18 protein-coding genes and 2 tRNA genes are annotated in these 23,911 nt (G+C 48.2%); 4 read left to right on the top strand and 16 right to left on the bottom strand.

Going from position 1 to position 23,911, the window contains the following annotated elements; translation table 11 throughout:
* Positions 1-22: 22 nt before the first annotated feature.
* From PHW04_07600 to PHW04_07665, 14 genes are all read right to left on the bottom strand, one after another.
* Positions 23-5,311, bottom strand: coding sequence for a glycosyltransferase family 39 protein (locus tag PHW04_07600; GenBank protein MDD2715741.1), 5,289 nt, complete (start codon positions 5,309-5,311; stop codon positions 23-25).
* A 13-nt stretch (positions 5,312-5,324) separates the two neighbouring features.
* Entirely contained in the window at positions 5,325-6,038 is a 714-nt protein-coding gene (locus tag PHW04_07605; GenBank protein ID MDD2715742.1) for a nucleotidyltransferase family protein, read from the bottom strand.
* A 7-nt stretch (positions 6,039-6,045) separates the two neighbouring features.
* Complete coding sequence (locus PHW04_07610; protein MDD2715743.1) at positions 6,046-7,065, bottom strand: dehydrogenase; 1,020 nt, start codon at positions 7,063-7,065, stop codon at positions 6,046-6,048.
* Between the two features lie 8 nt (positions 7,066-7,073).
* Positions 7,074-7,784, bottom strand: coding sequence for a glycosyltransferase (locus tag PHW04_07615; GenBank protein MDD2715744.1), 711 nt, complete (start codon positions 7,782-7,784; stop codon positions 7,074-7,076).
* Between the two features lie 108 nt (positions 7,785-7,892).
* A complete protein-coding gene (locus PHW04_07620) occupies positions 7,893-9,962 on the bottom strand; it encodes a HEAT repeat domain-containing protein (GenBank protein ID MDD2715745.1) in 2,070 nt (689 codons plus the stop codon).
* Positions 9,963-10,115: 153 nt separating this feature from the next.
* Positions 10,116-10,191: transfer RNA gene (locus PHW04_07625), tRNA-Glu, on the bottom strand.
* A gap of 253 nt (positions 10,192-10,444) precedes the next feature.
* Positions 10,445-10,520 (bottom strand) — tRNA-Ile (locus tag PHW04_07630).
* Between the two features lie 181 nt (positions 10,521-10,701).
* The gene (locus tag PHW04_07635) at positions 10,702-11,469 is read right to left on the bottom strand and encodes a phosphatidate cytidylyltransferase (protein ID MDD2715746.1); all 768 of its coding nucleotides are present in this window, start codon (positions 11,467-11,469) and stop codon (positions 10,702-10,704) included.
* Between the two features lies 1 nt (position 11,470).
* Positions 11,471-12,199, bottom strand: coding sequence for an isoprenyl transferase (locus tag PHW04_07640; GenBank protein MDD2715747.1), 729 nt, complete (start codon positions 12,197-12,199; stop codon positions 11,471-11,473).
* A gap of 19 nt (positions 12,200-12,218) precedes the next feature.
* Positions 12,219-12,776, bottom strand: coding sequence for a ribosome recycling factor (gene frr, locus PHW04_07645; protein ID MDD2715748.1), 558 nt, complete (start codon positions 12,774-12,776; stop codon positions 12,219-12,221).
* A gap of 2 nt (positions 12,777-12,778) precedes the next feature.
* Entirely contained in the window at positions 12,779-13,483 is a 705-nt protein-coding gene (pyrH, locus tag PHW04_07650; protein ID MDD2715749.1) for a UMP kinase, read from the bottom strand.
* Complete coding sequence (gene tsf / locus PHW04_07655) at positions 13,483-14,085, bottom strand: translation elongation factor Ts (protein MDD2715750.1); 603 nt, start codon at positions 14,083-14,085, stop codon at positions 13,483-13,485. Before tsf ends, pyrH begins: the two co-directional genes overlap by 1 nt.
* A complete protein-coding gene (rpsB, locus tag PHW04_07660) occupies positions 14,078-14,818 on the bottom strand; it encodes a 30S ribosomal protein S2 (GenBank protein MDD2715751.1) in 741 nt (246 codons plus the stop codon). Before rpsB ends, tsf begins: the two co-directional genes overlap by 8 nt.
* A 251-nt stretch (positions 14,819-15,069) precedes the next feature.
* On the bottom strand, positions 15,070-15,234 hold the full coding sequence (locus tag PHW04_07665; protein ID MDD2715752.1) for a hypothetical protein: 165 nt from the start codon (positions 15,232-15,234) through the stop codon (positions 15,070-15,072).
* 108 nt (positions 15,235-15,342) lie between these two features.
* On the opposite strand from PHW04_07665, the gene PHW04_07670 reads away from it, so the two are divergent.
* The 3 genes from PHW04_07670 (at position 15,343) to PHW04_07680 (ending at position 20,330) form a co-directional block, all read left to right on the top strand.
* Positions 15,343-17,001 (top strand): ABC transporter substrate-binding protein, encoded by a 1,659-nt coding sequence (locus PHW04_07670; GenBank protein ID MDD2715753.1) that lies wholly within the window; start codon positions 15,343-15,345, stop codon positions 16,999-17,001.
* Positions 17,002-17,123: 122 nt separating this feature from the next.
* Positions 17,124-18,440, top strand: a complete 1,317-nt coding sequence (locus PHW04_07675; GenBank protein ID MDD2715754.1) for a clostripain-related cysteine peptidase — start codon at positions 17,124-17,126, stop codon at positions 18,438-18,440.
* A 141-nt stretch (positions 18,441-18,581) separates the two neighbouring features.
* Complete coding sequence (locus tag PHW04_07680) at positions 18,582-20,330, top strand: hypothetical protein (protein ID MDD2715755.1); 1,749 nt, start codon at positions 18,582-18,584, stop codon at positions 20,328-20,330.
* Between the two features lie 57 nt (positions 20,331-20,387).
* On the opposite strand, the gene PHW04_07685 is transcribed toward PHW04_07680, so the two are convergent.
* Both PHW04_07685 and PHW04_07690 read right to left on the bottom strand, forming a co-directional pair.
* Positions 20,388-20,597: a hypothetical protein gene (locus PHW04_07685; GenBank protein ID MDD2715756.1), complete on the bottom strand. Its 210-nt coding sequence runs from the start codon at positions 20,595-20,597 to the stop codon at positions 20,388-20,390.
* A 158-nt stretch (positions 20,598-20,755) separates the two neighbouring features.
* Positions 20,756-22,882 (bottom strand): protein kinase, encoded by a 2,127-nt coding sequence (locus tag PHW04_07690; protein ID MDD2715757.1) that lies wholly within the window; start codon positions 22,880-22,882, stop codon positions 20,756-20,758.
* A gap of 200 nt (positions 22,883-23,082) precedes the next feature.
* Between PHW04_07690 and PHW04_07695 the strand changes: the two genes are divergently transcribed.
* Positions 23,083-23,889, top strand: a complete 807-nt coding sequence (locus tag PHW04_07695) for a hypothetical protein (GenBank protein MDD2715758.1) — start codon at positions 23,083-23,085, stop codon at positions 23,887-23,889.
* Positions 23,890-23,911: the final 22 nt, after the last annotated feature.

A 23,911-nucleotide genomic window follows, 5' to 3' on the forward strand; every position in this document is an offset into this window, starting at 1 on the left:
TTTTAGCATCAATAGCCTGATTTTACAATGCCTGACCCTCAGCACGCTTTTCCTGCAACTTCCAGGCAAGCTGACTCACCAGTAAGAATGCCGGGCAGCAGAGCGCTGAAATCCAGCAGAGGTTGAGCAGCATTATGTAAAACAGATTGAAATAAAAAGGCGGGCTGATTTCTATTTGATAATTACCAGGGGAAAGAATCAGGAGCGGAGGAAGAGAGCAGATGGAAAAGTCAAAAGGCCAATGTCTGAAATCGCGGCACAATTCAAGATTGTAGATTTCGCCGCAGGTCAGGGATAATTCATACTTTCTGCCAAATGGCAGGATTTTTCTCTGAGAAGGTTCATTTTCTTTGTAAATTTCCAGGCTGAGTTTATCCGGAAAAGTCAGTTCCAGGGCGGCAGTCCCATCCTCCCTGCCCGAGGATTTATCATACAAAATCAGGGACCCTGGTGCTGAATTCGGAGATAAGAAGGCTCTCACCGGCTGCAGATTGTATTTCTCCGTAAACCTGCTCACCTTCTGATTATCCTGCTCGAAATACTTATCTCCTGAATGGGATAAATTGCGGACGATTAGGTGATACCTGTCCTGGAGTCCGTTTTCCCATGTTTCCCTGCATTGAGATAGTGCCAGAGCTTTATGAGTCAGAATTTCCCTCCCTGCTGCCAGATCCCTGTCTGGAGAAATCAGAAATTTATCTGGTTTTTCACAGTCAACTTTTAAACATTGCTTAAGCTGAAAATAACTTCTGTCTTTATTAGCTAGTGTATTGATGTCCTGCTGAAGAAATATCAGGACTAAGGAGAAAAGCCAGATCCTCCTGGCCATGGCGTTCACACCTGAAACAGGGTGGCACAGAAGCGCGAGAAAAGGTGGAACAGCCAGCAATGTATCTGCAGTAAATAAAGTGATGAAAAGGTAATACAGCATGGTTCGGCCGGCCTTTGGCACCATGCGGTATCCCAGGAGCAGCGTCAGAAGCCACATGATCTGAACACTGGTTTCATCTCCGCAGAAGTAAAAACCTCCCAGCAGTTTCTGAAACTGTCCGACCAATTCAGAATGCCAGGAAACTTGAATTCCAGATTCAATCAATATCAGCAGCCGGTAAAGGATGAACAGTGAAATCCAGGCGGTCTGGAACAATCCAGGTTTTCTTTCCCATTTGCCTATGAACAGAAGATACAGTATTCCGCCGCTTATCAGCGCCATCCATAACAGATCCGGTTCAAAAAGACCGAGCAGGGCTGCAGCAGCTGTCAGCAAGGCTTTCCCAAGCGTGAGTGGAAGTACCGCACTCCAGAAAATCAGGGACAGATCGAAGTTGATGATTCTGATCAGATCCTGCTGGGCATACAGGAAATACAGAGGAATGAGGGGCAGCAGCATTAAAGACAGCCGGGCAGTCCCAGCTCCTGAAACGGATTTCACCAGCCGGTAAGTAAGGAATCCTCCGGCAATAGAGGCCAGGATCGAGCAGATCCTGAGCGATCCGTAATCCAGACCAAGTGCTTTGCTCAGGCTGATTTCAGGGTACTCAGGACAGGCTCCATTGATGTCCACCAGCAGGATGGCAGCTGCGTAAAGAGTAAAAATGGTCAGCGGATGCCTGCAAACAGCTGCGACAGCTCCAGGAGCGGACAGGCAGCTCCGTAATTCTGCAGCCTGGATTTTCAGTCTGGAGATCAGAGTAAAGGCTCTTTCCGCAGCATAGAAGTAAATCAGTTGAACTGGCGGCTTCAGATAAATTTTAAGCTTCCTGCAGGGCAGACAGTTGCCTAGTGCGATTAATAGCAGGACAAACCAGGCGGCATTGATCATCAATATCCACCATTTTCTGAAAATCAGAGGCAGCCGCAAGTCGAACTCCAGATTGCCCCCACCAGTGGAAACGACCGGAGGAAGTTCCCAGGATGCGTAAAAAAACGGGCAATAGTCGAGCGCTCGGCTCATCCTGAAATGATTCACTGTTCCTGTAGACAGGGGAACTTTAAAATTGTAGTTCCAGAGCTGTACCTGCGGGTTTCGCCAGTTTTCCTCGGAATAATATTCCAGGATTGTTGAGCAGTCGAATTTGAGTTGCAGCTGCGATTCAGTTTCGCTGACTGTTGATGTGCGTTGCCTGAATGCGACTAAAGAAAATGGGGCTGAACCAGGAGTATTAAATGCAAAAGCAGGTACCAGGTTGTTTTCCCTTATCAAGCATCGAGTGATCTCTGCTTCCCTCTCGCCGATGCTGCTTACTTGCTCCGGCGAATTTTCAATAAAAAGTACATTTTCGTGGCCTGGAATCAGTTTCTGATTCAACCTCTCCCTGGCCAGATCCATAGACATCTCTTTTTTTTCAAGCAGAGGGATCAGGCGGCACATCAAGCGCTGTGCAACCTGGCTGCTTCGCTCAGACGGGGAATACAGAAGATTCGTCCCTTCCCGCAAGTCTTTATCGAGATACTGTTTGAGCTGCGACAGGCTGTGGTCGCATTTAAGCAGTGTATCCAGGTCACCCTGCAGGAAGATCAGCATGATTGCCAGGGAAAACAACGCAGCGAACGGATTCGGAAGCTTTCCTGCAATGTATCCAAACAGGATCAGGATCAGGGGAGCCAGGAAGCCGAACTCAGTGGCTTCTGGATTTACTGCCGGGCCGTTCGCAAACGGATGGAACATAAAAAGCAGGGTCAGGCTGAGCAGGATTGCCGAACAGATGGACAGGAATTTTCTCAATTCTCCGCATCTGCCGGCAGTGAATACTCCTGAAATCAAAGTTATCCCGACCAGCATCGCCGCATACCTGAACTGCACTGAAAAAAGAAATCCATTGGTAAAGCTATAGATAAAGTCATGCAGCGCCGGGATCTGGTTCCAGTATTGGGTACAGAGAAGATCAAAGCTCTTTGGCCGGAATTTCTGAAGCCCACTCAAAAAATAAATTATCGAGGGGGAAGAGAAGATCAGCACTGCAGCCTGCCATTTGAGAAAATGATCCCTGTTCAACTCTTTCTTGTGTATTACTGAAAACAGGATGCTGAAGAGGTAAATCCCCAGAAAGCCGCCCTGGGAAAAAGTAAACCCGGCCAGGCTCACGCAGGCCAGCAGTTCCCATGAGCAGCCCCCGCGCAGGAATCTCAAAAAAAGAAAAAGGTAGAACGCGGTCAGAAAGACAGTTACTGAAGCCTCGGGAAATTGGAGATTAAGGCAGAATAAAAATGGGGAAAGCGAGGCAAAGAGTGCTGAATAGAGTCCTGTTTTCACTCCAAACAGCTCTTTCCCCAGCAGGTAGATACAATAGATTCCCAGCAGTCCTACTGTCTTCGCGGAAGTCGCGGATATGCCCAGTGAATGCTCGCTGAAGAGCAAAACAGTAAATGCGAAAACCAGGGTAAAGAAAAGAGGAGGGTTCAGGTGCTCAGACTCCATTTTCTGGCGAAATTCAGATGCAATGCCGGAAAACCATCCCAGAAGCAATTCCCGGTAATTTCTCAGGTCAGACTGCAGGAGCCCCAGAATCGAGGAAAAAAGCAGAAAGCACCAGGCCAGATCCAGGAGCAGTATCCAGGGTGTTCTGAAATAAAAAGGTATATTCAGATTTCTGACCTCTTCTCCACGTTTCAGAAACAACAATGGCGGGAGGCAGAGTGAAGGATTGAAAAGCTGGGAATGGACATTTTCCGACCAGGTGTGCAACCGTCTCCAGGCGTCCAGATGATAGCATTTTCCGGTAGACAAGGTCAGAGAGGCTGTGCCGTTATCGTCGGCAATCGTCTGGATTGCCTCAGGTTCGTCTTCAGAGTAAAGATTGTACCCCATGGGCAGCCTGTTTTTCAGTTTCAATGAATATATCTCCCCTGTAGAGCAAGGTTGGGAGTTGCCATACACAGTAATCGCCTGATAAGGACTCTGGGGAGAAAAAAATACGGCCTGAGGATTCAATGAATATTTCTTTCTGAGATAGTCTCTGGCAATCAGGTCCTGTGGCTGGCTTTCTCCTAGGCGCTGCCCGATTTCCCTGAAGACCAGGAATACATTCCCAGTTCCGGTCTGAGCATCGATCAAAGTTTCAATGCTGCCTGCAGACAGGCCTTTATACGAAGGCCAGGCCAGGGACCGGGAGCCGGCAATGTATGAGCCGGCCACTTCGCTCAGCGCGAAAGGGGAGGTGAAAACAGTTCCGCCCAAGCCTTTCAGATAATCCCTGATCTGAAACAGGCTCCTGTCCAGGTTGTCCTGATAGCCGAGAATGCTCTGGAAAAATATCAGGAGCAGCGCTCCGAGAGCCGGGATCCTGACCATCCCCGGCAGCAGTGTGAAAAACCTGGCCATGAAGATCAGGAGAGCCGGCAGTGCTATGATCCCATGCCTCATCCTGTAAACAGCCACTCCTGAAAAATGGAAAAAAAGTTCGGAAGTGAAAAAAAGGAGGAGCAGAGGAATCAATAAATAACCCAGCAGGAACAGCTCCCCTGAATTCTGCCCGCGATATACCCTGAGCAGCATCGTAGTCAGCACAATCAGCAGAAACAGGGTAATCGCCCACCAGGAATAATAATAAAAATATCCTTCCAGGAAATGCCTGATGATCTCGATGAATTCGAAGAAATGAGTCGGAGGAAGCCAGCCTGCGCAGGATTTCAGCAAAGTCCCGTACCTGGAGTTGAGCGGGGAGACGCTTCCGAAAATCAGGACAGGGCTGAGCCCGGCAAAGACAGATAACATCCAGACGAAAAGGCTGCGAAGTCCTGCCTTCTGGTTCAGGGTGGCCAAAAAATGCAGGGCTGCGAAAGCGAACACAAAGATAAAGTAATAGTCGCTGTAAAATCCGGCAAGCGAGGAAACAACCAGTACCGCCAGAGACTTTCTGCCCGGATTTTCCCGGAAACGCAGATAATACAGGATGAACTGCGCGCTCGCCCAGTAAAGCATCGAATACATCCGGGCTTCCTGTGAATGATAGAAATGGAAAGGATTGAAGGCGCAGAGCAGCGCAGCGAACAGACCTGCGTTCAGTCCGAACATGAAAGAGCCGAGCCTGAAAGTATAATAAATTCCGGCTACTCCGAAGAAGACAGAAACAAGTCTCAGGCAGGTTTCCAGTGAAAACGGCAGCTTAAGGAAAGGTCTTTCCAGTAAATAATATGTGGGAGGGTGTGTATCTTCCTGCAGCACCCGGGAAACAAGGCTCAGAGCTGAACATTCCCGGTTGATCTTTAAACCATAGTGTTCGTCCCAGTCCAGACAGAAATCGGACAGGCGATAAAGGCGCAGCGCTAGTCCCAGGACCAGAATCAGCAGGATCAGATGCTTTTTTTTCATTATAAACACGGAATCACCGTCCGCACACGGAATTCAGAAGTCCCGGAATTTCTCTGCAGGCGCGGTTGTAGTCCTCCTGAACCCCGATGTCGATGAAATAGCCTTGAGAAACAAATCCGCCGATTTTCAGTTGATCCGGATTTTTCTGCAGCAGCTCCGTTTCCAGCGAAAATTTCTCAGGCAGCTTTAATCCCTTTAATGATTTCCTGGACATCACATAAACACCGGCATTGATCAACCCAGACTGCCGGGATTTTTTTTCAGAAAAAGTTTCCACCATTTTACCCTTGGTCAGGGTAATGCAGCCGTATCTCTCAAAATTCTGCAGCTCACGCAGGGCAATGGTGATATCACAGCCGTTCTCGACATGCCATTGCAGAAGTTTCCGGGGGTCAAGCTCCAGAAAAGTGTCGCCATTAAAAACAGGAAAACAATCGCCCTGCATCAGGGGGAGAGCATGCAGGACAGCACCACCGGTACCCAGTGGTGTTTCCTCCTGAGAGTATTCGATGGTTGTCCCGTCAAGCCTGGATCCGAAAAAGTCACTGATCCGGTCCGCCATGAATCCAGTGGAGATCACCAGTCTCTGGAAGCCACTGACAGAAAGATATTTAAGCAGATACCAGAGAAATGGTTTCCCCTCAATGGGAAACATAGGTTTCGGAAGCCCCATTGCAGAGCTCTGCAGCCTGGTTCCCATCCCTCCTGCCAAGATCAGACCTTCCATCATCGGGTCAGCTCGCCCAGGTTTCCAGGCCCTTGTCGACGAATTGGAATCTTCTGAACTCCCCTCCGAATTCCTTCAATCTTTCTATTACCGGATGCCGCTTGTTCGCTGGACAATAAAATATCATGAAACCGCCCCCTCCTGCCCCGGTAAGCTTTCCACCGGTAGCTCCTGCCTTGATCGCTGCATCGTAAATCTCATCGATCATGGGATTCGAGATCCCTTCAGCCAGATCTTTCTTATATTTCCAGCCGAAGTTCAGCAGTTCTCCGATCTCATCCAGCTTTCCTTTCAGGATGGCTTCTTTCATCAGCACTGCCTGCTCCTTGAGCTTGTGCATGGCCTGGACCGCCTTCTCTTCATTTGCAGTCACACTTCTGACCTGGGCTTCGATGATCCTGGAGGACAGCCTGCTCGTCCCGGTGTAATACAGCACAAGGTTATGCTGGAGTTCATTCAGATAGTCGTCCTTGACTCTCAATGGATTCACCAGTACCCTGTCATTACCGGAAAATTCAATGAAATTGAATCCGCCAAACGCGGCGGAATAATGGTCCTGCTTCCCGCCGGCCATCAGCATGTCGAGGCGCTCTATCTCGTATGCAAGATGGGCAATCTCATATTTTCCGAGCGGCAGTTTATGCCATTCTGCGAACGCGCCGACAATCGCCACCACCAGGGTGGATGAAGACCCCAGCCCTGAACCGGGGGGAGAATCGACGCAGGTCGAAAGTTCAAACGACTGCTTTCCAAGGGAATATCTTTCCACCAGCCTGTTATAAACAGCTTTGATCAAATCCAGCTTTCCATTCAATTCCAGTTTTTCCAAGGCAGGGAATCTGCTTTTTTCTCCCCTGTCTACTGCATTCAGGGAAATCGTCCCGACCGCCGGTTCGATTGAGGCATAGGCATACAGACTGATCGTGGTATTGAGGACAGTTCCCCCGAAAATGTCGGAATAGGGATGCACATCAGTACCGCCACCGGCGAGACCGAGACGAAGCGGAGCCTTGCTTCTGAAAATCACTTCACCCCCTAAAGTCTTCCAAATGCCTTGAGCAGTATTGTTGCCTTTAAGCAGCGGAACAGTTTGAAAAAGTCAAGTTTGGATTTCCCTCCACCTCTGTCGTGGAAATCATACGGCAATTCCATGATCCTGTATTTACTGCGCAGGAAATGATAAAGCAGTTCTTCAGTGATCTCCGGACCAAGGGAATTAAGATTCGGAAGAATACCGGCGATCACCTCTCTCCGCAAGGCAGCGAACCCGCTGGTGGGATCTTTGATGTCCGTGGAAAAGAGCACTCTGACCCAGCCGCTGGAAGCAAAGCTTAACAGCTTTCTCAACAGGCCGCTCCGCAGGTCTCTGCCGTTTCCACTGAAACGGGAAGCGAGCACCACATGATATTTATCCAGATAAGAAAGCATCCTGACAATTGTCTCAGGAGGATGGGAAAGATCGCCGTCCATGTAGGCAAGGTAAGGAAAATCCCAGTGGTCCAGGGCGTATCTGTAGCCTTCGATTGCAGCTGTCCCCCTCCCCCGCCTCTGCTTTCTGACGAGCAGGTGAAGATTGGAGAATCGATCCTGCATTGCAATCACCCGGTCGCCTGTACCGTCTGGAGAATCATCGTCCACCACCAGCAGAATTTCATCAGGCAGCGCATTGAAGTATTCAGTCACCAGCTGCCCGATGTTTTCCGCTTCATTAAATGTGAAAACCAGTGTCACCAGCTTTCCGCTCACATCACTCCCTAACTATCTCAATAAAATGAGGTTCTGAGCCTTAAAAAAGGATAGCATTTTCTGGTAGCGTCCGCCAGCTGTTCCAAAAAAAATATCCACAAGTTTTGATTATTTCTTCTGATTCAACTGCCCATGAATCGAACAGATCAGGTTTAGACTCCCATTCGCATTTTTTTCCAGAATGTATTCTCCGCCTGCAGGACATTTCTCGAAAAGTCTGCAGAGCTCAAAATTCCTGAGATCCTGAAAATTTCGAGGTTCTCCCCTGGTCTGGATGTAAATGGGAATCGTGTTCATAAAATTAGTCAGATTCAATCTGCATTCTTTTAACTTCATCTCTTCAGAAACATCCGGATCTGGTTTTTCTGAATTTATCGAGGTCTCGGAAGTGGGCAGCGCTTGACTTGGACTTTTCTGCGTCCCGTCTTCGTTGAATTTCTCTGCTTCGATCAATCTGCCTTTCTCGTATCTGGAAATTATGGCGCAGGCTCTGCCTGGATAAAATTCCTTCTGTTCACCGTTAAGCAAACCGAGAGTATAATTGCGCACAGTGACAGAGCCGGTTTCTGAAGTAGAAATGTATATTCCGTCAGGTTTTGAATTAAAAAGCGCCACAGCATTGATCACTGAAAATGTCCGGCTCAATCCTCCAGTATCGAGATCTTTGAGAGATTCAAACTGGCCGTAAACACTGACCAGATTCCCGAACGAGATGTTCTTGTCAGCGAAAACTTCTTCACTGATCCTTACCAGGGCTCCTATTCCTGTCGCCTCGACTGTTCCGCCATTCGTATCATAGAACGACTGGAACAGGGTAGAAGTGGCAGCAGGACTCTGGGTGGGTTCGATCAGATACAATTCTTCAGTGCCTGGCAGTTTACGGCTGAGTCGCACGCAGTTCAGATAAACCGGCCTGCCCGAGAGCTTTCTGGCATCGATCGGAGGCCAAAAAGTAATTTTTTCACTTGTTACAGAGGCATGGTTTGAGCTGTCAATTTCAATTCCTTTGAGATTCGGCTCCAGTTCACTGAAGCGTGAAATTCCGGTGAAAGCTATTGGTTCCGGTATTTCTTCTGCAGCCTGGATTTCAATGGAGTTGGCCATCACAATGTTTTCTATAGAATCACCTGACAGGGTATCATTTTCCTTCTTAGTCAGAGATTGATTACCAGAATCAATTTTGACTGATTCCTTTTCCTTATTGTTTTGTGCCCGATTCACCCCAATCCAAATATTCCTGAACCCATAGCAGGCATAAATTAATAAAACCGCCAGCAATAGAACAGGCAGTTTCAAGGAAACGCCTTCCTCAGGTCTTCTCCTTGTCAACACATTGTCTGTACCCGAAAGGTTCACAGTTTCTCTTTTATCCAGCCTTTTCTTTCTGAAAACAGGGAATAATTTCCAGAATCCGGACGAAAAAGTGCTTTTCCCATGTTCTTTTTTCCGGATCTGGGTTTTCTCCTGACTGAGCATCTCTTTCTGCCTGCTGACTGCGAATTGGAACAATTTTCTGGCTTCCAGGTCGTCCAGTCCTTTCAAGGCTTCGATTCCGCATACCAGGAGGTAAGAATCATCGCCGACTACCATCTGTTCAAACGATTCAAGAGCTCTTTTCCGATTCCCCCTGAGCATTGATTCGGCAGTCTTAGCCTTGACCTTACTGTCCGGGTCTTGCAGAAACGGAGCAATATATTCCATTATCACCGGATTATTTATTAATCCGAATGCCTCAATCGCACTAGCTCTCACTTGAGGATTCTGATGTTTCAGCTGTTCAGCGAGCAACGGGATCCCTTCTTCCCCGCCAATTTGTCCAAGCAGGATCAGCAGGCTGGAAAGCACGGCCGGATCTTCTTCAACAGGGATCAATGACTTCAACAGATCTTTCGGCAGTTTAACACGGCCTGAAATCGCAGCATCCAAAATTCCCTGCTTGGCTTTGGTATCGTTCCCTATCAGGATCGTCTCGGGATTCTGAGGATCAGGTGACTTTTCAGACTCGGACAGCAGTCTTCTTGCGTATTGCTGCAGGTCTGGGTTGGGGTCGTTCTGAGCAGACCAGGATAATATTTTCCTTTTATCCGGGAACTGCATCAGAGCGATTGTGTCGAGAGCCTTTTTCCTTGTTTCAGGTTTGGGATCCGCGAGCAGTTTTTTCAGTTCTTCCCAGGTCATGAACCAGCCTTATTGTGGAATCTCTAAAACTTTCTGAAATTCTATCAATTTTTGGGATTTTGTCAAAGAAAGGTCCTTTGATCTGTAAATAAAAAACCGTAGCTGATGCAAAATCCTCTGAAAGGATTTTACAACACTACGGTTTTTAATATTTGGTGCCCCCAAGGAGATTCGAACTCCTGTCGCAGGCTTGAAAGGCCTGTGTCCTAGGCCCCTAGACGATGGGGGCTCAGTCTGCTGAAAAAAGCCTGTCTGCTTCGTTGCCCTCGAACTCAGTCGGTCGCTGTACGTTTAGTACAGCTCCCTCCATCGTTCTCGCGCGCCTCGCATCCAGACTTTTTTGAGCAGACTGGTGGAAAACGCATTGGGCATCATCAACAATTCTGAGTCTTTTGCTTACCTTTTCGCATCCAGGTATTTGTGACAACCTGGAACCAACGATATGGCAATGCTCACCTTACTGAGCTTTGGCTTGGTTAACCTGGTGGGCCCACCAGGGGTCGAACCTGGGACCACCCGGTTATGAGCCGGGAGCTCTGCCAACTGAGCTATGGGCCCTATGGCATGAGCTATTTTATTAAAGCTAGCTAGCCATGTCAAGAAATTTTGCGAATAATCAGGGACTAATAGACTGTATTCAGTATCTAATACGAATTCTCCAACATACCAACTTACAAACATACTAACATACCAACTTCTTGCAGTGCATATGCGATTAAATGAAACTGATTAATGTCAGTTAAATTTCAAAGTACTGCATTACGAACAGAAACGCAGGCAGAACAAGAATCGCCCCGTCGATGCGGTCCCAGACCCCGCCATGTCCTGGAAGGATACTGGATGAGTCTTTGAGATTCGCCCGCCGCTTCCAGGCTGATTCGAAGATGTCGCCTGTATGCCCGATCACAGAAGCGATTATCGCTAGAACTGAAACAGTGAAAACGCCTGTGCCAAAAAAATGACTGGCAACCGCGAATTCCACAATGAAAGTTCCGGATAGCCCGGCGATAAATCCTTCCCATGATTTCTTGGGCGAGATCCTCGGGCAGATCTTGTGTCGTCCAAAGGAGCAGCCGAAATAAAATGCAAAGATGTCATAGCACCAGAGGAAGGAAAACAGCCAGATAAATTTTGCGGCTCCCAGCCTGTAATACAATTCGCTTCCGCAACTCATCAGGGAAAAGTACATCAGCAGGAAGAAACCCAGGCTGAGCCTCTCCAGGGCTGGAAAAAGGTCATTTTTATTGAGTGCGATCAGGATGGCACCGATGATCACCAGATAGCGGATCTCGGCATTCACGAAAACCGCTTCTGCCGTGTAGAGAAGAAAAAAACCGGAGAACAGAAAATAGATTCTTTCGATCCCGGATAGCCCTGCCACAGTCAATCCTTCAGTTAGGGCCAGCAGGAAAATTGCAGCCCAGAGCCATTCGAATCCTGTCGGGAGGAAAGAGGCTATCCCGATGAAAACAACTGCGCAGAAAAGACCGGTGAGCAGTCGTTTCATCTCAGACCCCGCCGTAGCGGCGTTCGCGCTTGGTGTACTCCTGGATCGCGCGCAGAAAATCGATTTTCCTGAATTCAGGCCAGAATCGCGGCGTGACATAGATTTCGCTGTAGGCGCACTGCCAGAGCATGAAATTGGAGATGCGCATCTCGCCGCTCGTGCGGATCAGCAGGTCCACATCCGGAAGTTCAGGCAGGTAGAAGAAGCTCTTGAATTTAGACTCAGAAAGTGGCCCGGCAGTGACCTGCTCCAGTGCTTTGTTTACTGCGTCGAGGATTTCAGTCTTGCCGCTGTAATTCAGCGCCAGCACCAGATTCAGCCCTCCGCAATCCCTGGTTTCCGCAATCGCTTTTCTAAGCTCTTTTTCCGACTCAGCGGGTAATTCATGGGTTCTGCCGACAGCGGACAACCTGACATTGTTTTTCTTCAGCTTTTTCACTTCTCGACGCAGATAATCCCTTAGCAAAGTCATCAGACCATTGACTTCATCCTTAGGACGTGACCAGTTTTCTGTGGAGAAGGCATAAAGGGAGAGATACTGGATTCCAAGCTTGCCGGCTGTTTCCACCGCCATCCGGACGGACTTGACTCCCTCCTGATGTCCCACGATGCGCGGCAGGAAGCGCTTTTTGGCCCAGCGGCCATTACCATCCATGATAATGGCGATATGGCGGGGCAGGTTGGTCCCTGCCCGGCTCAGTTCGCTCATCAATTCGTTTTCAGTTCCCATGGAACCTCAGTCAAATGGATCAGAATTCCATGATTTCCTTTTTCTTGTTTTCGCATACAGACTCGAGCACTGCAATGTATTTATCCGTCAGTTTCTGGATCTCGTCGGTACCCTTTTTCTGATCGTCTTCAGTAATCTCTGATTTTTTTTCCAGGTCCTTGATCTTCTCGATATAAGTACGCCTGATGTTACGGATGCCCACCTTGGCTTCCTCATTCTTCTTGGAAACCTGCTTCACCAGGTCTTTTCTGCGCTCTTCGGTCAGGGCAGGAATCGACACTCTGATCGTCTTCCCGTCTGAAGCCGGAGTCACACCGAGATTGGCGGCTGTGATCGCTTTTTCAATCTCCTTGATTATCCCTTTATCGTATGGATTGACTACTAAGAGTCTCGGTTCGGGAGCTCCGATGCCGGCGAGCTGGTTGATCGGAGTGGGACTGCCGTAATAATCCACCTTCACCTGATGCAGGAGCGCCGGATTTGCTCGTCCGGTCCTGATGTTCATATATTCCTTTTCGATTGCTTCCACTGTTTTCTTGGATTTGTCTTCCATTTCATGATAGATACCTTTCAACATGACTACCTCCTTACAATACTGCCGATTTTTTCACCGGATATTATCCTGAGAATGTTGCCTTTCTTGAGATTGAACACCACTATGGGCAGGCTGTTCTCCTGGCAGAGAGTGAACGCGGTGGTGTCCATGACTTTAAGCTTTCTGTCGATTGCTTCCTGGAAGGTCAGTTCCGAATACATCTTTGCTTCCTTGAACTTGAGAGGGTCCATGTCATAGACGCCTTCCACCTTGGTGGCTTTGAGAATGCCGTCAGCCTTGATTTCGATGGCACGCAGCACAGCTGCAGTATCGGTGGTAAAATACGGTGAGCCCAGGCCACAGGCGAAGATGCAGACTATCCCTTTTTCAAGGTAACTGAGCGCTTTGCGCCTGATATAGGGTTCACAGACTTTATTGACTTCGATCGCAGTCATCACCCTGGTTGACATGTCGTATCGTTCCAGGGTTTCCTGCAGAGCCAGGGAATTCATGAGTGTGGCCAGCATTCCGATATGGTCTGCTACAACGCGGTCCATTCCTGAAGATTCGGCGCATGCTCCACGCCAGAAATTGCCGCCTCCAACGACGATCCCGACCTGAATGCCCCTCTTCACAACTTCCGAAATCTCCTGAGCCAGCTGATTCAAAAAAAGAGGGGAGATTCCCTCCCCTCTTTCTGCTCCCAGCGCTTCTCCGCTGATCTTTAAAAGGATTCGCTTCAGTTCCATCAGCGGTTCCCGATCTGGATCCTGGTGAACCTTCCGATTTTAATATTCTCGCCGACTTTGGCCACTTTTTCAAAAATCAGGTCCTTGACCTTCTTTTCCGGCTCTTTCACAAACGGCTGTTCCAGGAGACAGATTTCCTCGAAATATTTCGTGATCTTGCCTTCCACGATCTTATCGATGATGTTGGCCGGTTTCTTGTTGTCCTGGAGCTGGGCCCGGAAAATTTCCTTCTCCTTTTCCAGAACATCGACCGGGATTTCGTCGGAACTCACGAATTTCGGGTTGGAGGCTGCGATGTGCATCGCAATGTCCTTGGCCAGAGCCCTGAATTCATCGGTGCGTGCCACAAAATCCGTCTCACAGTTGATCTCCACCATCACGCCGATCTTTCCGTCGAGATGGATATACGATCCCACGAAACCTTCGTTGGCGGCCCTGTCGGCTCTCTTTTCAGCCTTGGCAATGCCCTTTTTTCTCAATATTTCGATCGCTTTTTCGACATCTCCATCGGACTCGACGAGGGCTTTCTTGCAATCCATGAAACCGACACCGGTTTTTTCACGGAGTTCTTTTACAGCATTGGCTTCGATCGCCTTACCCATTTTCACCCTCCCTCTCGTTCTCGCCATCCTCGGTATCCTCGCCGCCTTTTCCTTCGCGTCCTTCGATGCAGGCGTCCGCGATATAGCCGGTGATCAGCTTCACTGCTCTGATGGCGTCGTCATTACCAGGAATCACATAATCGACTTTATCCGGCTCGCAATTGGTGTCCACAATGGCGATCACAGGTATGCCGATTTTCCTGGCTTCCATCACCGCGTTTTCTTCGCGCTTGATGTCAACGACAAAAATTGCCTGCGGCAGACCGGAGAGACTCTTGATGCCTCCGAAGAACTTGCGCAGCCTGAAGAGCTCTTTTCTGACGACAGCCTGCTGCTTCTTGTGCATCTGATCAATGCCACCGCTCTTCTCAGCATCGTCAAGCTTATTGTAGTATTCGATTCTTTTTTTGATGGTCTTGAAATTAGTGAGCGTTCCACCCAGCCAGCGCTGCTCAACAAAAGGCATCCCTGCCCTGTTGGCTTCTTCTGTGATGGAGCTCTTGGCCTGCTTCTTGGTGCCCACGAACAGGACTTTGCCTCCGTCGTGGGTGATGTCACGCACGAATTTGAGAGCTTTCTGCAGGTTCTTTACGGTCTTCTGCAGGTCGATGATGTGAATGCCGTTGCGTTCAGTGAAAATGTAGCGGCTCATTTTGGGATGCCAGCGCCTCGTCTGGTGCCCGAAATGCACGCCCGCTTCGAGCAGATGCTTCATCAGTACATTGGATGCCATTCTGTTCCTCCGGGTTTGGTTTTTTTCCTCCATTTCCATCATCTTTGCCTCGTATACCTGCTTAGCAGTCAAAACAGGGCACCTACGAGGAAATCCGGAAATGTGTGAAATTCTGTTATAAGGTAATGGATTCAGGCTGCAATTACAAGGAATTCATCTCGGACCGGTAACCACTTTGTTTGATAAATTCTAATTTCCAAAACCATCTTTCGAGGATCCCGTAGAAATCTTCTCTTTTGTCGATATTAAAATCAACACTTGTCGTTATCCGGTTTTTCTGTCTGAGCTGACGAGGCAGTATCGATATTGATCCTTCCATTGCTGGAAGCGGAGGGGCTGTTGATAAATCCCCAGCCGAACAGCATGAGGACTAAAGCTCCGGCAGCTTTGAAAAGTATAATAATGATATTTACCATTATTCCCAGCCTTCCCGAAATCACTTTATTTTAACCCAAGCCTGACAACACTTCAATTTTCCCCTGATTTTCTTGAATCAAACTCTCCTGAAATATTATAATCAATGAATGTACTTCAGACTTATTGCAATCCCGCTTTTCCTGTTCCTGATCTCAGGCTGCGGAAACCGGAAAATTGTTTCAGATAACGTTTCCCTTTCACTACCTGCAGCAGTGCCCCCGCCGACTACAGAGGAAGTCGAAAGTGTGGATTACGGCGATACAATCGTCTTCCACATGGATGCCGATGCAGTAGTGCTCAATCCGCTGATCTGCGATGATCTCTATTCCCGGCTGGTCTGCCTCTGGATTTTCAATGGTCTGGTGAATTTAGACGAGCGGCTTGAGCTTAAACCCTCTCTGGCTGAAACCTTTGAAGTCAGCTCAGACGGGAAGCAGGCGTCTTTCCATCTCAGAAAAGACGTCAAATGGCATGACGGAGAGGAATTCACCACTGACGACGTTGTTTTCACCTATCAGAAGATCATGGACCCAGACACTCGCTCCAGACTGCGTTTCAGCTTTTCAATGGTGGATACGATCGAAGTTCAAGGTAAATTTGATTTAAAAGTCAAATACAAGCTGCCGAATCCGGACGCCATCTCCCTCTGGACTAATGCGATCGTAGCCAGACACGTCTATGACAACAGGAGCCTGGACCCGAATCTGCAGCCTGTAGGCACCGGCCCGTTCCGTTTCGTGGAATGGCTGCCACATGACCATATCCTGCTCGAAGCGAACATGCAGCATTTCAGGGGCCGTCCTTTTGTGGACCGTTTTCTGTTCAAATACGTGGCTGACTTCACCATGGCTTTCCAGATGGTTAAACAGGGCGAGATCGACATCATGGAACTTACTGCCGACCAGTATTTGAATCAGGCCGAAGAGCCTGATTTTCTGAACAAGTACACAATCCATCAATACAACACCTATTTCAATTCCCTCTGCTATAACTGCCGCAATCCACTTTTTAAAAGTCCGCGGGTCAGAAGGGCGCTTACTATGGCCATCGACCGTCAGGCGATCGTCAACGACATTTTCCATGGCTATGCCTATGTCCCTGCGCGACCCGTCTCCCCCCCATATGTAAAATACGAAAAAAAACTTGACCCCTGGCCGTATTCACCCGACACTGCCCGGAGGCTGCTCGAATCGGAAGGATGGCGGGATACAGACAATGACGGGATTCTGGAGCAGGAAGGCCGGAAATTCTCATTCGAGGTCAGCGTGGTCCATGGCACAAAAAATCGCTACCTGGCACTGGACATCGCTGCAGCCAATCTCAAAAAAATCGGAGTCATCGCAGATTGTAAGTATTACGAACTGGGGCAGTTCATGAGACTGCTGTATACAGGAAGTTTCGCAGCCATAGATACCGGATTGCTGCTGCAGGACGACCCGTATCAGTATTTCCATTCTTCCCAGATCTTCGACCTCCAGACAGGCAACACAGGCCTTAACCTGGTCGGATACCGGAACCCGGAAGTGGACAGTTTGCTGGACCTCATGCGCTCTGAGCTCAACCCGGCTGAACGGATGCGCCTGATCCAGAGATTTCACGAGCTGGTCAGCGACGATCAGCCTGCTACATTCATGTATTCAGACACGACACTGCTCGCTGTCAGCAAGCGCATCCGGGGCATAAAACCTGGACCGGACTGGATCTTCCACAACATGGAAAACTGGTATGTGCCCAGGCAGTTGCAGAAATATGTGGAAGGCAACTAGGGATAAGAATCCAGTCAGATTGACTTTACTGCCTTTTTTCGGTATAATAGAAATAGGCATACTGTAATAGTATATAAGTTACTGAAGTCTTTTTCGGCCAATGTATGGATTATGGAGGGAATATGGCTGAAAAGATTTTCTTTTTATTTATTTTTATTGTCTTGCTAAACTTCTCTTCTCAAACCGCTCAGGCTTCTGAAACAAACAGACCTGAGAAACCGGACAGCCCCAAAGCCTGGACCTTCATGTTCTACTTCGCTGCCACTTCAGACCTGGTGGAATTCACCAACTATACGATCAATGAAATGGAAAAAACCGGAAGCGGCGATAACATAGCCATTGCAGTGCAGTATGACGGCCCAGAACAGGGCGACAGTGTAAGATATATAGTCCAAAAAGACAATGACACCTCAAACATCACTTCACCAAAAGAAGAGCTTGGGGAAATTAACACCGGAGATCTTGCCAGTCTCACATCCTTTGTGGACTGGACCCTGGATAATGCACCGGCCGAGCATTACTGCTTTGTCTTCAACGGGCATGGATCTGGAAGTATTGATATGATGAAAAGCATCAAAAACTGCAGGCTGGACAGTAAAAACATGTGCTATGATCCGGAAAGCAACTATTCCTCTTCGATAGATGCTGCCGAAATGAATCAGTTTGCCAAGTATCTTTCCAAGAACTCAGGCAGAGGAAAAGTCAGTTTAATAGTTCTAAACGCCTGCCTGATGGGTAATGTGGAAGCCATCAACCAGTTTTCTCGCAATGTAGAGTATATCGTAGCCTCCGAAGCTGTCGTACGCGGAGGGCTTTCATTTTTACTGGCCCAGCAATTCCCTGACATCAACAAAAATCCTCAGATCACAGGCGCAGAGATCGGGAAGCGGATCGTCGACGGTTACTTTGAATTAGTAACCAGCCAGTCTATGACTAACGATTCCTTGAATGGTGTGACTAGCTATGCTCCCGGCTTTATCGTCAGCCTGATCGATTGTTCCCGCTTCTATCTCGGCGGGGAATCTTCACTCGTAGGGTCACTTAATGTTCTCTCACATGCACTCCGTGTAGACCTGAAAACCGATCTGGCAGCAATCAGCAAAGCCATGAAGGAGGCTCAGAACTATACCAGTTATGCTCAGCCGATGTATGCTGATATTGATGACTTGTGCGGGCTTTTTTACAATAACGCTGCTTCCAGCAACATCAGAACTGCGGCCTGGAATGTTCGGACTGCTCTGGAAAGAACCGTTGTGTATTTTAAGACTTCTCAGGACGCTGGAAAAGAGGCTAATGTCGGTCACGGACTCAGCATTTTCACTAAATGTGATAAATCCTCACTTCTCAAGGATTATCTGAATACAGATTTCGCTGCCGAGACAGAGTGGGACGAATTTCTGAAGGATTTCCTCACTGCATCAAACTGTCAGCAGCAATAAATTAGCTTCAGTCTCACAATTCAATCGGAATGATTTTTTGATGAATCATTTTCCTGGAATCAGGAATTTTTCTTGAACATCCACCTGTTCCGGCTATAATTGAATTATTAATCTTGCCTGAAAATCCTGAGAGGTAGATTCATGAAACAGATTCTGCTTTTTTTCCTGCTGCCAGCCTTCGCGATTTCCGCCACTCAGTTCCAGGACATGCTGTCTGAGTATAGAACCCTGTATTACGAATCAATCTCATCTCTGGAAAATCTGCAATGGCAAGACCAGAATACGCCCCGTTCGAGCGACGCAGTCGCCGGAATGCTCGAACAGAAAGGCCAGGAATTAGTAGAATTCATCTCAGCGAACAATGGAAATTTCGAAGTGCTCAAGGACTTTCTGCGCGAAACTTCAGCTTCCAATCTAGGCTATCTCAAAACCCCGCTTGAAAATCTGATCGTCAAACTCGCCACATCTGACTTTCCGGACAAGTTCAATAAAATAGCTTTTTTGAGGTCCAGCCTGAAAAAGATCGATGTTTCTGCAGTCGATGGCCGTTATCTGCCGCCAGTCGAGCAGGAAAAATTCGTGAACATGATCAAAGCATTATACGGGCTGGCAGACAGAAGCTTTATGCCGAAAAAAAGGGGCAAGGATGCCACCGAATATTTCGCTGCAGTCTCAGCGGTCTGGAACAATCTCTCGCCGGAAACCCAGTCTAATATTATCGCCCTGCAGAAAGGTAATACATATCGCCTTACACGCGAAGGGAACACAGTGGAGATCCAGGAATTCCAGTATACCACCGAAAATTTCGTGATCAATTACACGATCGGCGGCAGGCATTCCATTTTTCAGCCTGATGTCACTGAAAAAGCCCCGGACGGGAAGAACTATCCAAAATACGCGGTCACAGTGGGAAAATGCCTGGAAAACTCTCTTAACGTGCTCAGAAACACCCTGGTTATGAAATCGCCAAAATTGCCGTATACGGTCTATCTCAAAGAGCTGGGCGAACAGAATTATGGAGCTACCACTCCGGATTTCAGCGTTCCAGGCGAGGACAAGTATTACACCACCTTCATGGAAATCGAGAATGACTTTGCCGGAAATTACACTGACAATGACCTGCAGGATAAACAACTCGGACGGATCGAGGTCACAGCTGCCCATGAACTCTTTCATGCCAGCTGCGCCATGTATGGCGGTTTCAAATTCAATTCACCGCTCTGGTTCGCCGAATCTACGGCTGTCTGGGCTGAAGACTTCTTCTACACTGAAGTCAATGATTACATCCATTACCTGCAGGAAACAGACTCGCCTTTCCTGAATCCCCATTACGGCCTGATCAAGTACAGTTACGGCGGCTGTGTTTTCGACAGGTTCCTGTCTGAACAGCGCGGAGCTGCAGCTGTGCGCAAGTTGTGGGAGCAGTTCGCGGTTGATCATGACCCGGTTACTGCACTTGCCAATTCCATCGGTGAGAATTTCAAGATATTTTTTGGAGATTATGTAACTGCGCTATATCTGAAGGACGAAAAATTCACGGAAGGTAAACGCTATCCCGCCATGTTTCCCACCAATAAATTTTCCTCGTACCCGGTGAATTATCAGTTCCAGGTAGGGCAGCCTAACTATCTCGGCGCAAGTTATGTCCTGTTCGAACCGGTCAGGGTGAAGACCCTTAATCTCAAATGGAGTTCAATCTATAAATACCCGGTGAAAATAATCCTGATCAGCAGAAACGGCTCCAGCTCTGTCGAACAGAAATCCGGAACCGGCTGGAGTGTTGCGATCCCGGAATTCGGAAAAAACGTGGTCAAGCTGATCATCGCGCCATACCGCCTTGATGCTGAAGTGGAAAACGGGGACTTCCAGATCCAGGCGGAACTGAACTAAAAAGAAAAGACACCCGCAAGCCTGTCTGCGGGTGTCTATCGGATGGGTTCATTTTTCTTACTCGAACAGCCTGTGCAGAAGTATCTTCTTGATTTCATAGGCATCCCGGCCCGGCAGATTGTTGCAGAGTTCCGCCACATATTCTTCGCGGTTATGGTCTCCGTCTTCAGGCAGACTTTTGAGATGATCAAACAGTTTCTGGAGATCGGGTTCGTTGAGGTTCAGGTAGCGCATCAGGAAATTCTTGTCTTTGTCAGTGATTTTCATTGCTCCCCCGTTACTAAGTTCAAACCCCACTCGGCTTCGCCTCTGGGGTTAAGAAGCTGTAACAAATCCTCGCTTCGCTTAGAAGCTCTTACATGCCTGCCATGTTAGAGTTTCTTGTCCCGCCATAACTTTCCGCGGGGCTCGGATTTTAACAGCTTCTAAATTATGTTTTTAAGTTTCAATACCTTGCAGTCGTCAATTAATTCATAAGCGCTCTGGTAGCGTTTGTCAACTTCTTTTTCAATTGCCTTCATCACGATCCGGTCCAGTTCAGGTGGAAGTTCAGGTACGATTTTGGACGGCGGCGGCGGCAGTGTGTTGAAAATCTTGTACATCACCTGCTCAGGATTGTTACCCTTGAAAGGCAAAGTTCCAGTCAGGAATTCGTAGAGCGTCACTCCCAGCGCATAGATGTCTGTACCTTCAGTGATTTCGCCTCCTCTCAGCTGCTCTGGAGGCATATAATATAGAGTGCCGAACACCTCGCCTGTTTCGGTCATTGAGGAAACATCCAGAATCTTGGCCAGGCCGAAATCCATGATTTTGATGATGCGGTTCTGATGCAGCATGATGTTGTCGGGTTTGATATCCCTGTGGATGATGTTGTTGCTGTGGGCATATGCCAGTGCTTCACCCACCTGGAGCGCAATCCGCTTGACATACAGCGGCTGGATCCGGCCAAGGCGGTCCAGGATCTTTCTGAAGCTTTCACCCTCGACATATTCCATCACAATGTAGGGCATGTCGCCTTCCACCACCTCGAAGACCTTGACGATGCCGGGATGGTCGAGCCTTTTGGCAGCCAGACCGTCGCGCTTGATGAAGCGGCGGATGGTCTTCTGATTGTTCCTGTACTTCTCAGCGATCACCTTGATGGCTACTGTCTGATTGCGTGCGAGGTCAAGAGCCTTGTATACGATTCCCATTCCCCCGATGCCTATCTTCTGGAAATTTTTGAACTTCTTATTCAGGCCTTCGGACAGATTCATGTTTTTATATTCCATCTGGATGGCCAGCAAATCGCGCAGTCTGTTGAGCTTCTTCGGGATGTCGCGGTAGTTGGGGTCGATCTTCATGATCGCTTCATAGATCTCAATCGCTCCATCATACATTTCATTCTCTTCGTATGTTTTCCCGATCTTGTACATTTTCTCTTTTTTGACTTCAGGGTCCTCGATCTTGTCAAAGGGCTGGTCAGCCATGGTCAGGGATTTTTCGTGGAAGGTGGCGTTCTGGATGGCGAGAGAAGCTACGTCCGTAAGAATTCCGATCATGCGCAGGTCGTCTTCAGAAAGTTCAGGTTCAGGTCCGGAATCTCCTTTTTTCAATTCTTTCTTCTTCTCTGCCTGAGGTTCCTCTGAAACTGCCTTGACGCGTTCAAAGGCCAGAATGCCCCCCACTTTGTCCTTGCCGAAAAACAGAGGTGAGCAGACAGTCATCGGGAACTTGTCGGCCTTGAGCAGGTCAGCCAGCTGGTAATTCCGGCGGATATCATCTGTGGTGACCATCTTTTTATTCTCAATTACCCATTTCACCATACCCTGATTCTTATCGATGAATTTGATCCTGCCTGGCTCATATCCAAAGCAGTCTCCGAGTTCCAGGGCATTGGCATTTTTAGCTTCGAGGAATACTGCAGCCTTGTCAGCCGCCAACAGAGACTTGCAGGCATTCAATACCTGGGTGATTACTTCCGGAGTGTTTAGTGATTTGACAATGCTGGTAGTGATGTTTTTCAGATTCTCAATCCTGACAGTCAGCTTGACTCTGGCGTTCTTGGCGTCGTCGGACAAGACCTTGATCTGCCCGGCAATCTGTTTGTTGACATCCTCCAGTTTCTGCATCTCGCTTTTGAGGAGTCTTTCGCTGGAGGCCTTGCTGTTGGACGACAAGCGGTTTTCCTCAGCTTCGACAGCCACGCGGTAAGTGATGTATCCGACAGCGAAGAAGATGATGTAAATCGTCAGCAGACCAGGTTTTTCCAGCCAGATTTCCTTTTTAGCCAGACACTGGAATGAATTGTACCAGACCGTGTCACCTGTACCGGTTTTATCAAAGGAAAAATAAATCGTAATCGCATTCAGCGAAATCAATGCATTGATGATGAGCGCGTTGCTGAAACCTTTTCTATGGAAGTATCTGGAGCACAAAACAAGGGGAATGATCAGGAAAAAATACAGCAATGGGGAAACAGCGATGTCCGAGTTGAGGAAAGCCATCAAAAGCAGGAATCCCCCGAATGCGAGGTAAGTAGAAATACAGGCAGAAAGCTTCTTGCTGTCCATTAAAACAAGTTAGCATTTTTCCTGGACGGCGTCAATTTTAAGGTTCTGTGACCTGATGGCTGTGACACTTGATATTCTCACAATCAGAAATCCGTGCAAATTTTTCTTGATTTATTTTTCGCAGCCGGATATAATTTTAATTGAACCGCAGTGTATAAGATGTATTAGTAGTATTTTGTGTTGCAGTATGGAGGATAAGGATGAACAAGGCTACGGTTCTGCTCTTAGCAGTCATTTTTCTTTTTACCCCGGTTTTTTCAGCAGACAGCACACTAGACACTAAAGTATTCACTTTTATCGATCATTGTTTCGGCTACACGGAAATGCTGTACCAGCAGAAGCCGCAGGCTGAGATCGAGAAAACCCTCGATTCCCTCAACGCAGAAGCAGACTCGATCTCCGGCGCAATCATCTCAGACCTGGAAAAAGGGGATTCCTCAACCTACGATCAATTCGTGAGCTTTTACAACAGGCCTGACATCCACGAATGCCTTGAAAAGCGCGCACCGCTCAACCTGATCGCTGACCGGATCATCGAATTCAAAAAAGCCGGCCGTGAACAGACAGGCACTCTGTTCCCTGGCTATGGATATGCCGATTCAGGCTATGTCTATCGAAAGGGTGAAGAGCTTTCCAGAGAAGTGGTCAATACTTTCTGGAAACAGATCGAAGAGACTTTCGAAAAGAGTACTCGTTACTACATGATGATGGAAGTTTCCCTGACTGCCAATTTCAAAAGCGGAACTGTAAAAAAAGTAGGTTCACCTGTGAGCATGAATGTCGGCGGCAACATCAAGGAAGTAGTGGAATGCGAAGTCACAATGAAGGAAACCATCCGCACCACCTGCCGCGTGAAATACGAAAACGACAAAGTCTGGTTCAGGCTTTACAGGGCAGCCAAGTACCTCGGCGGCCTCTGGATAGGCGACTGGGAAGAATGCGGCCGGACATATGAAATGAAAGAAGAGCCGACCGGCCTGCCTGTGCTGGAGAATACGACTACATAGCCATTCTGGATATTTGTTCGGG

The sequence above is a fragment of the Candidatus Wallbacteria bacterium genome (assembly GCA_028687545.1).
GTDB lineage: Bacteria > Muiribacteriota > JAQTZZ01 > JAQTZZ01 > JAQTZZ01 > JAQTZZ01.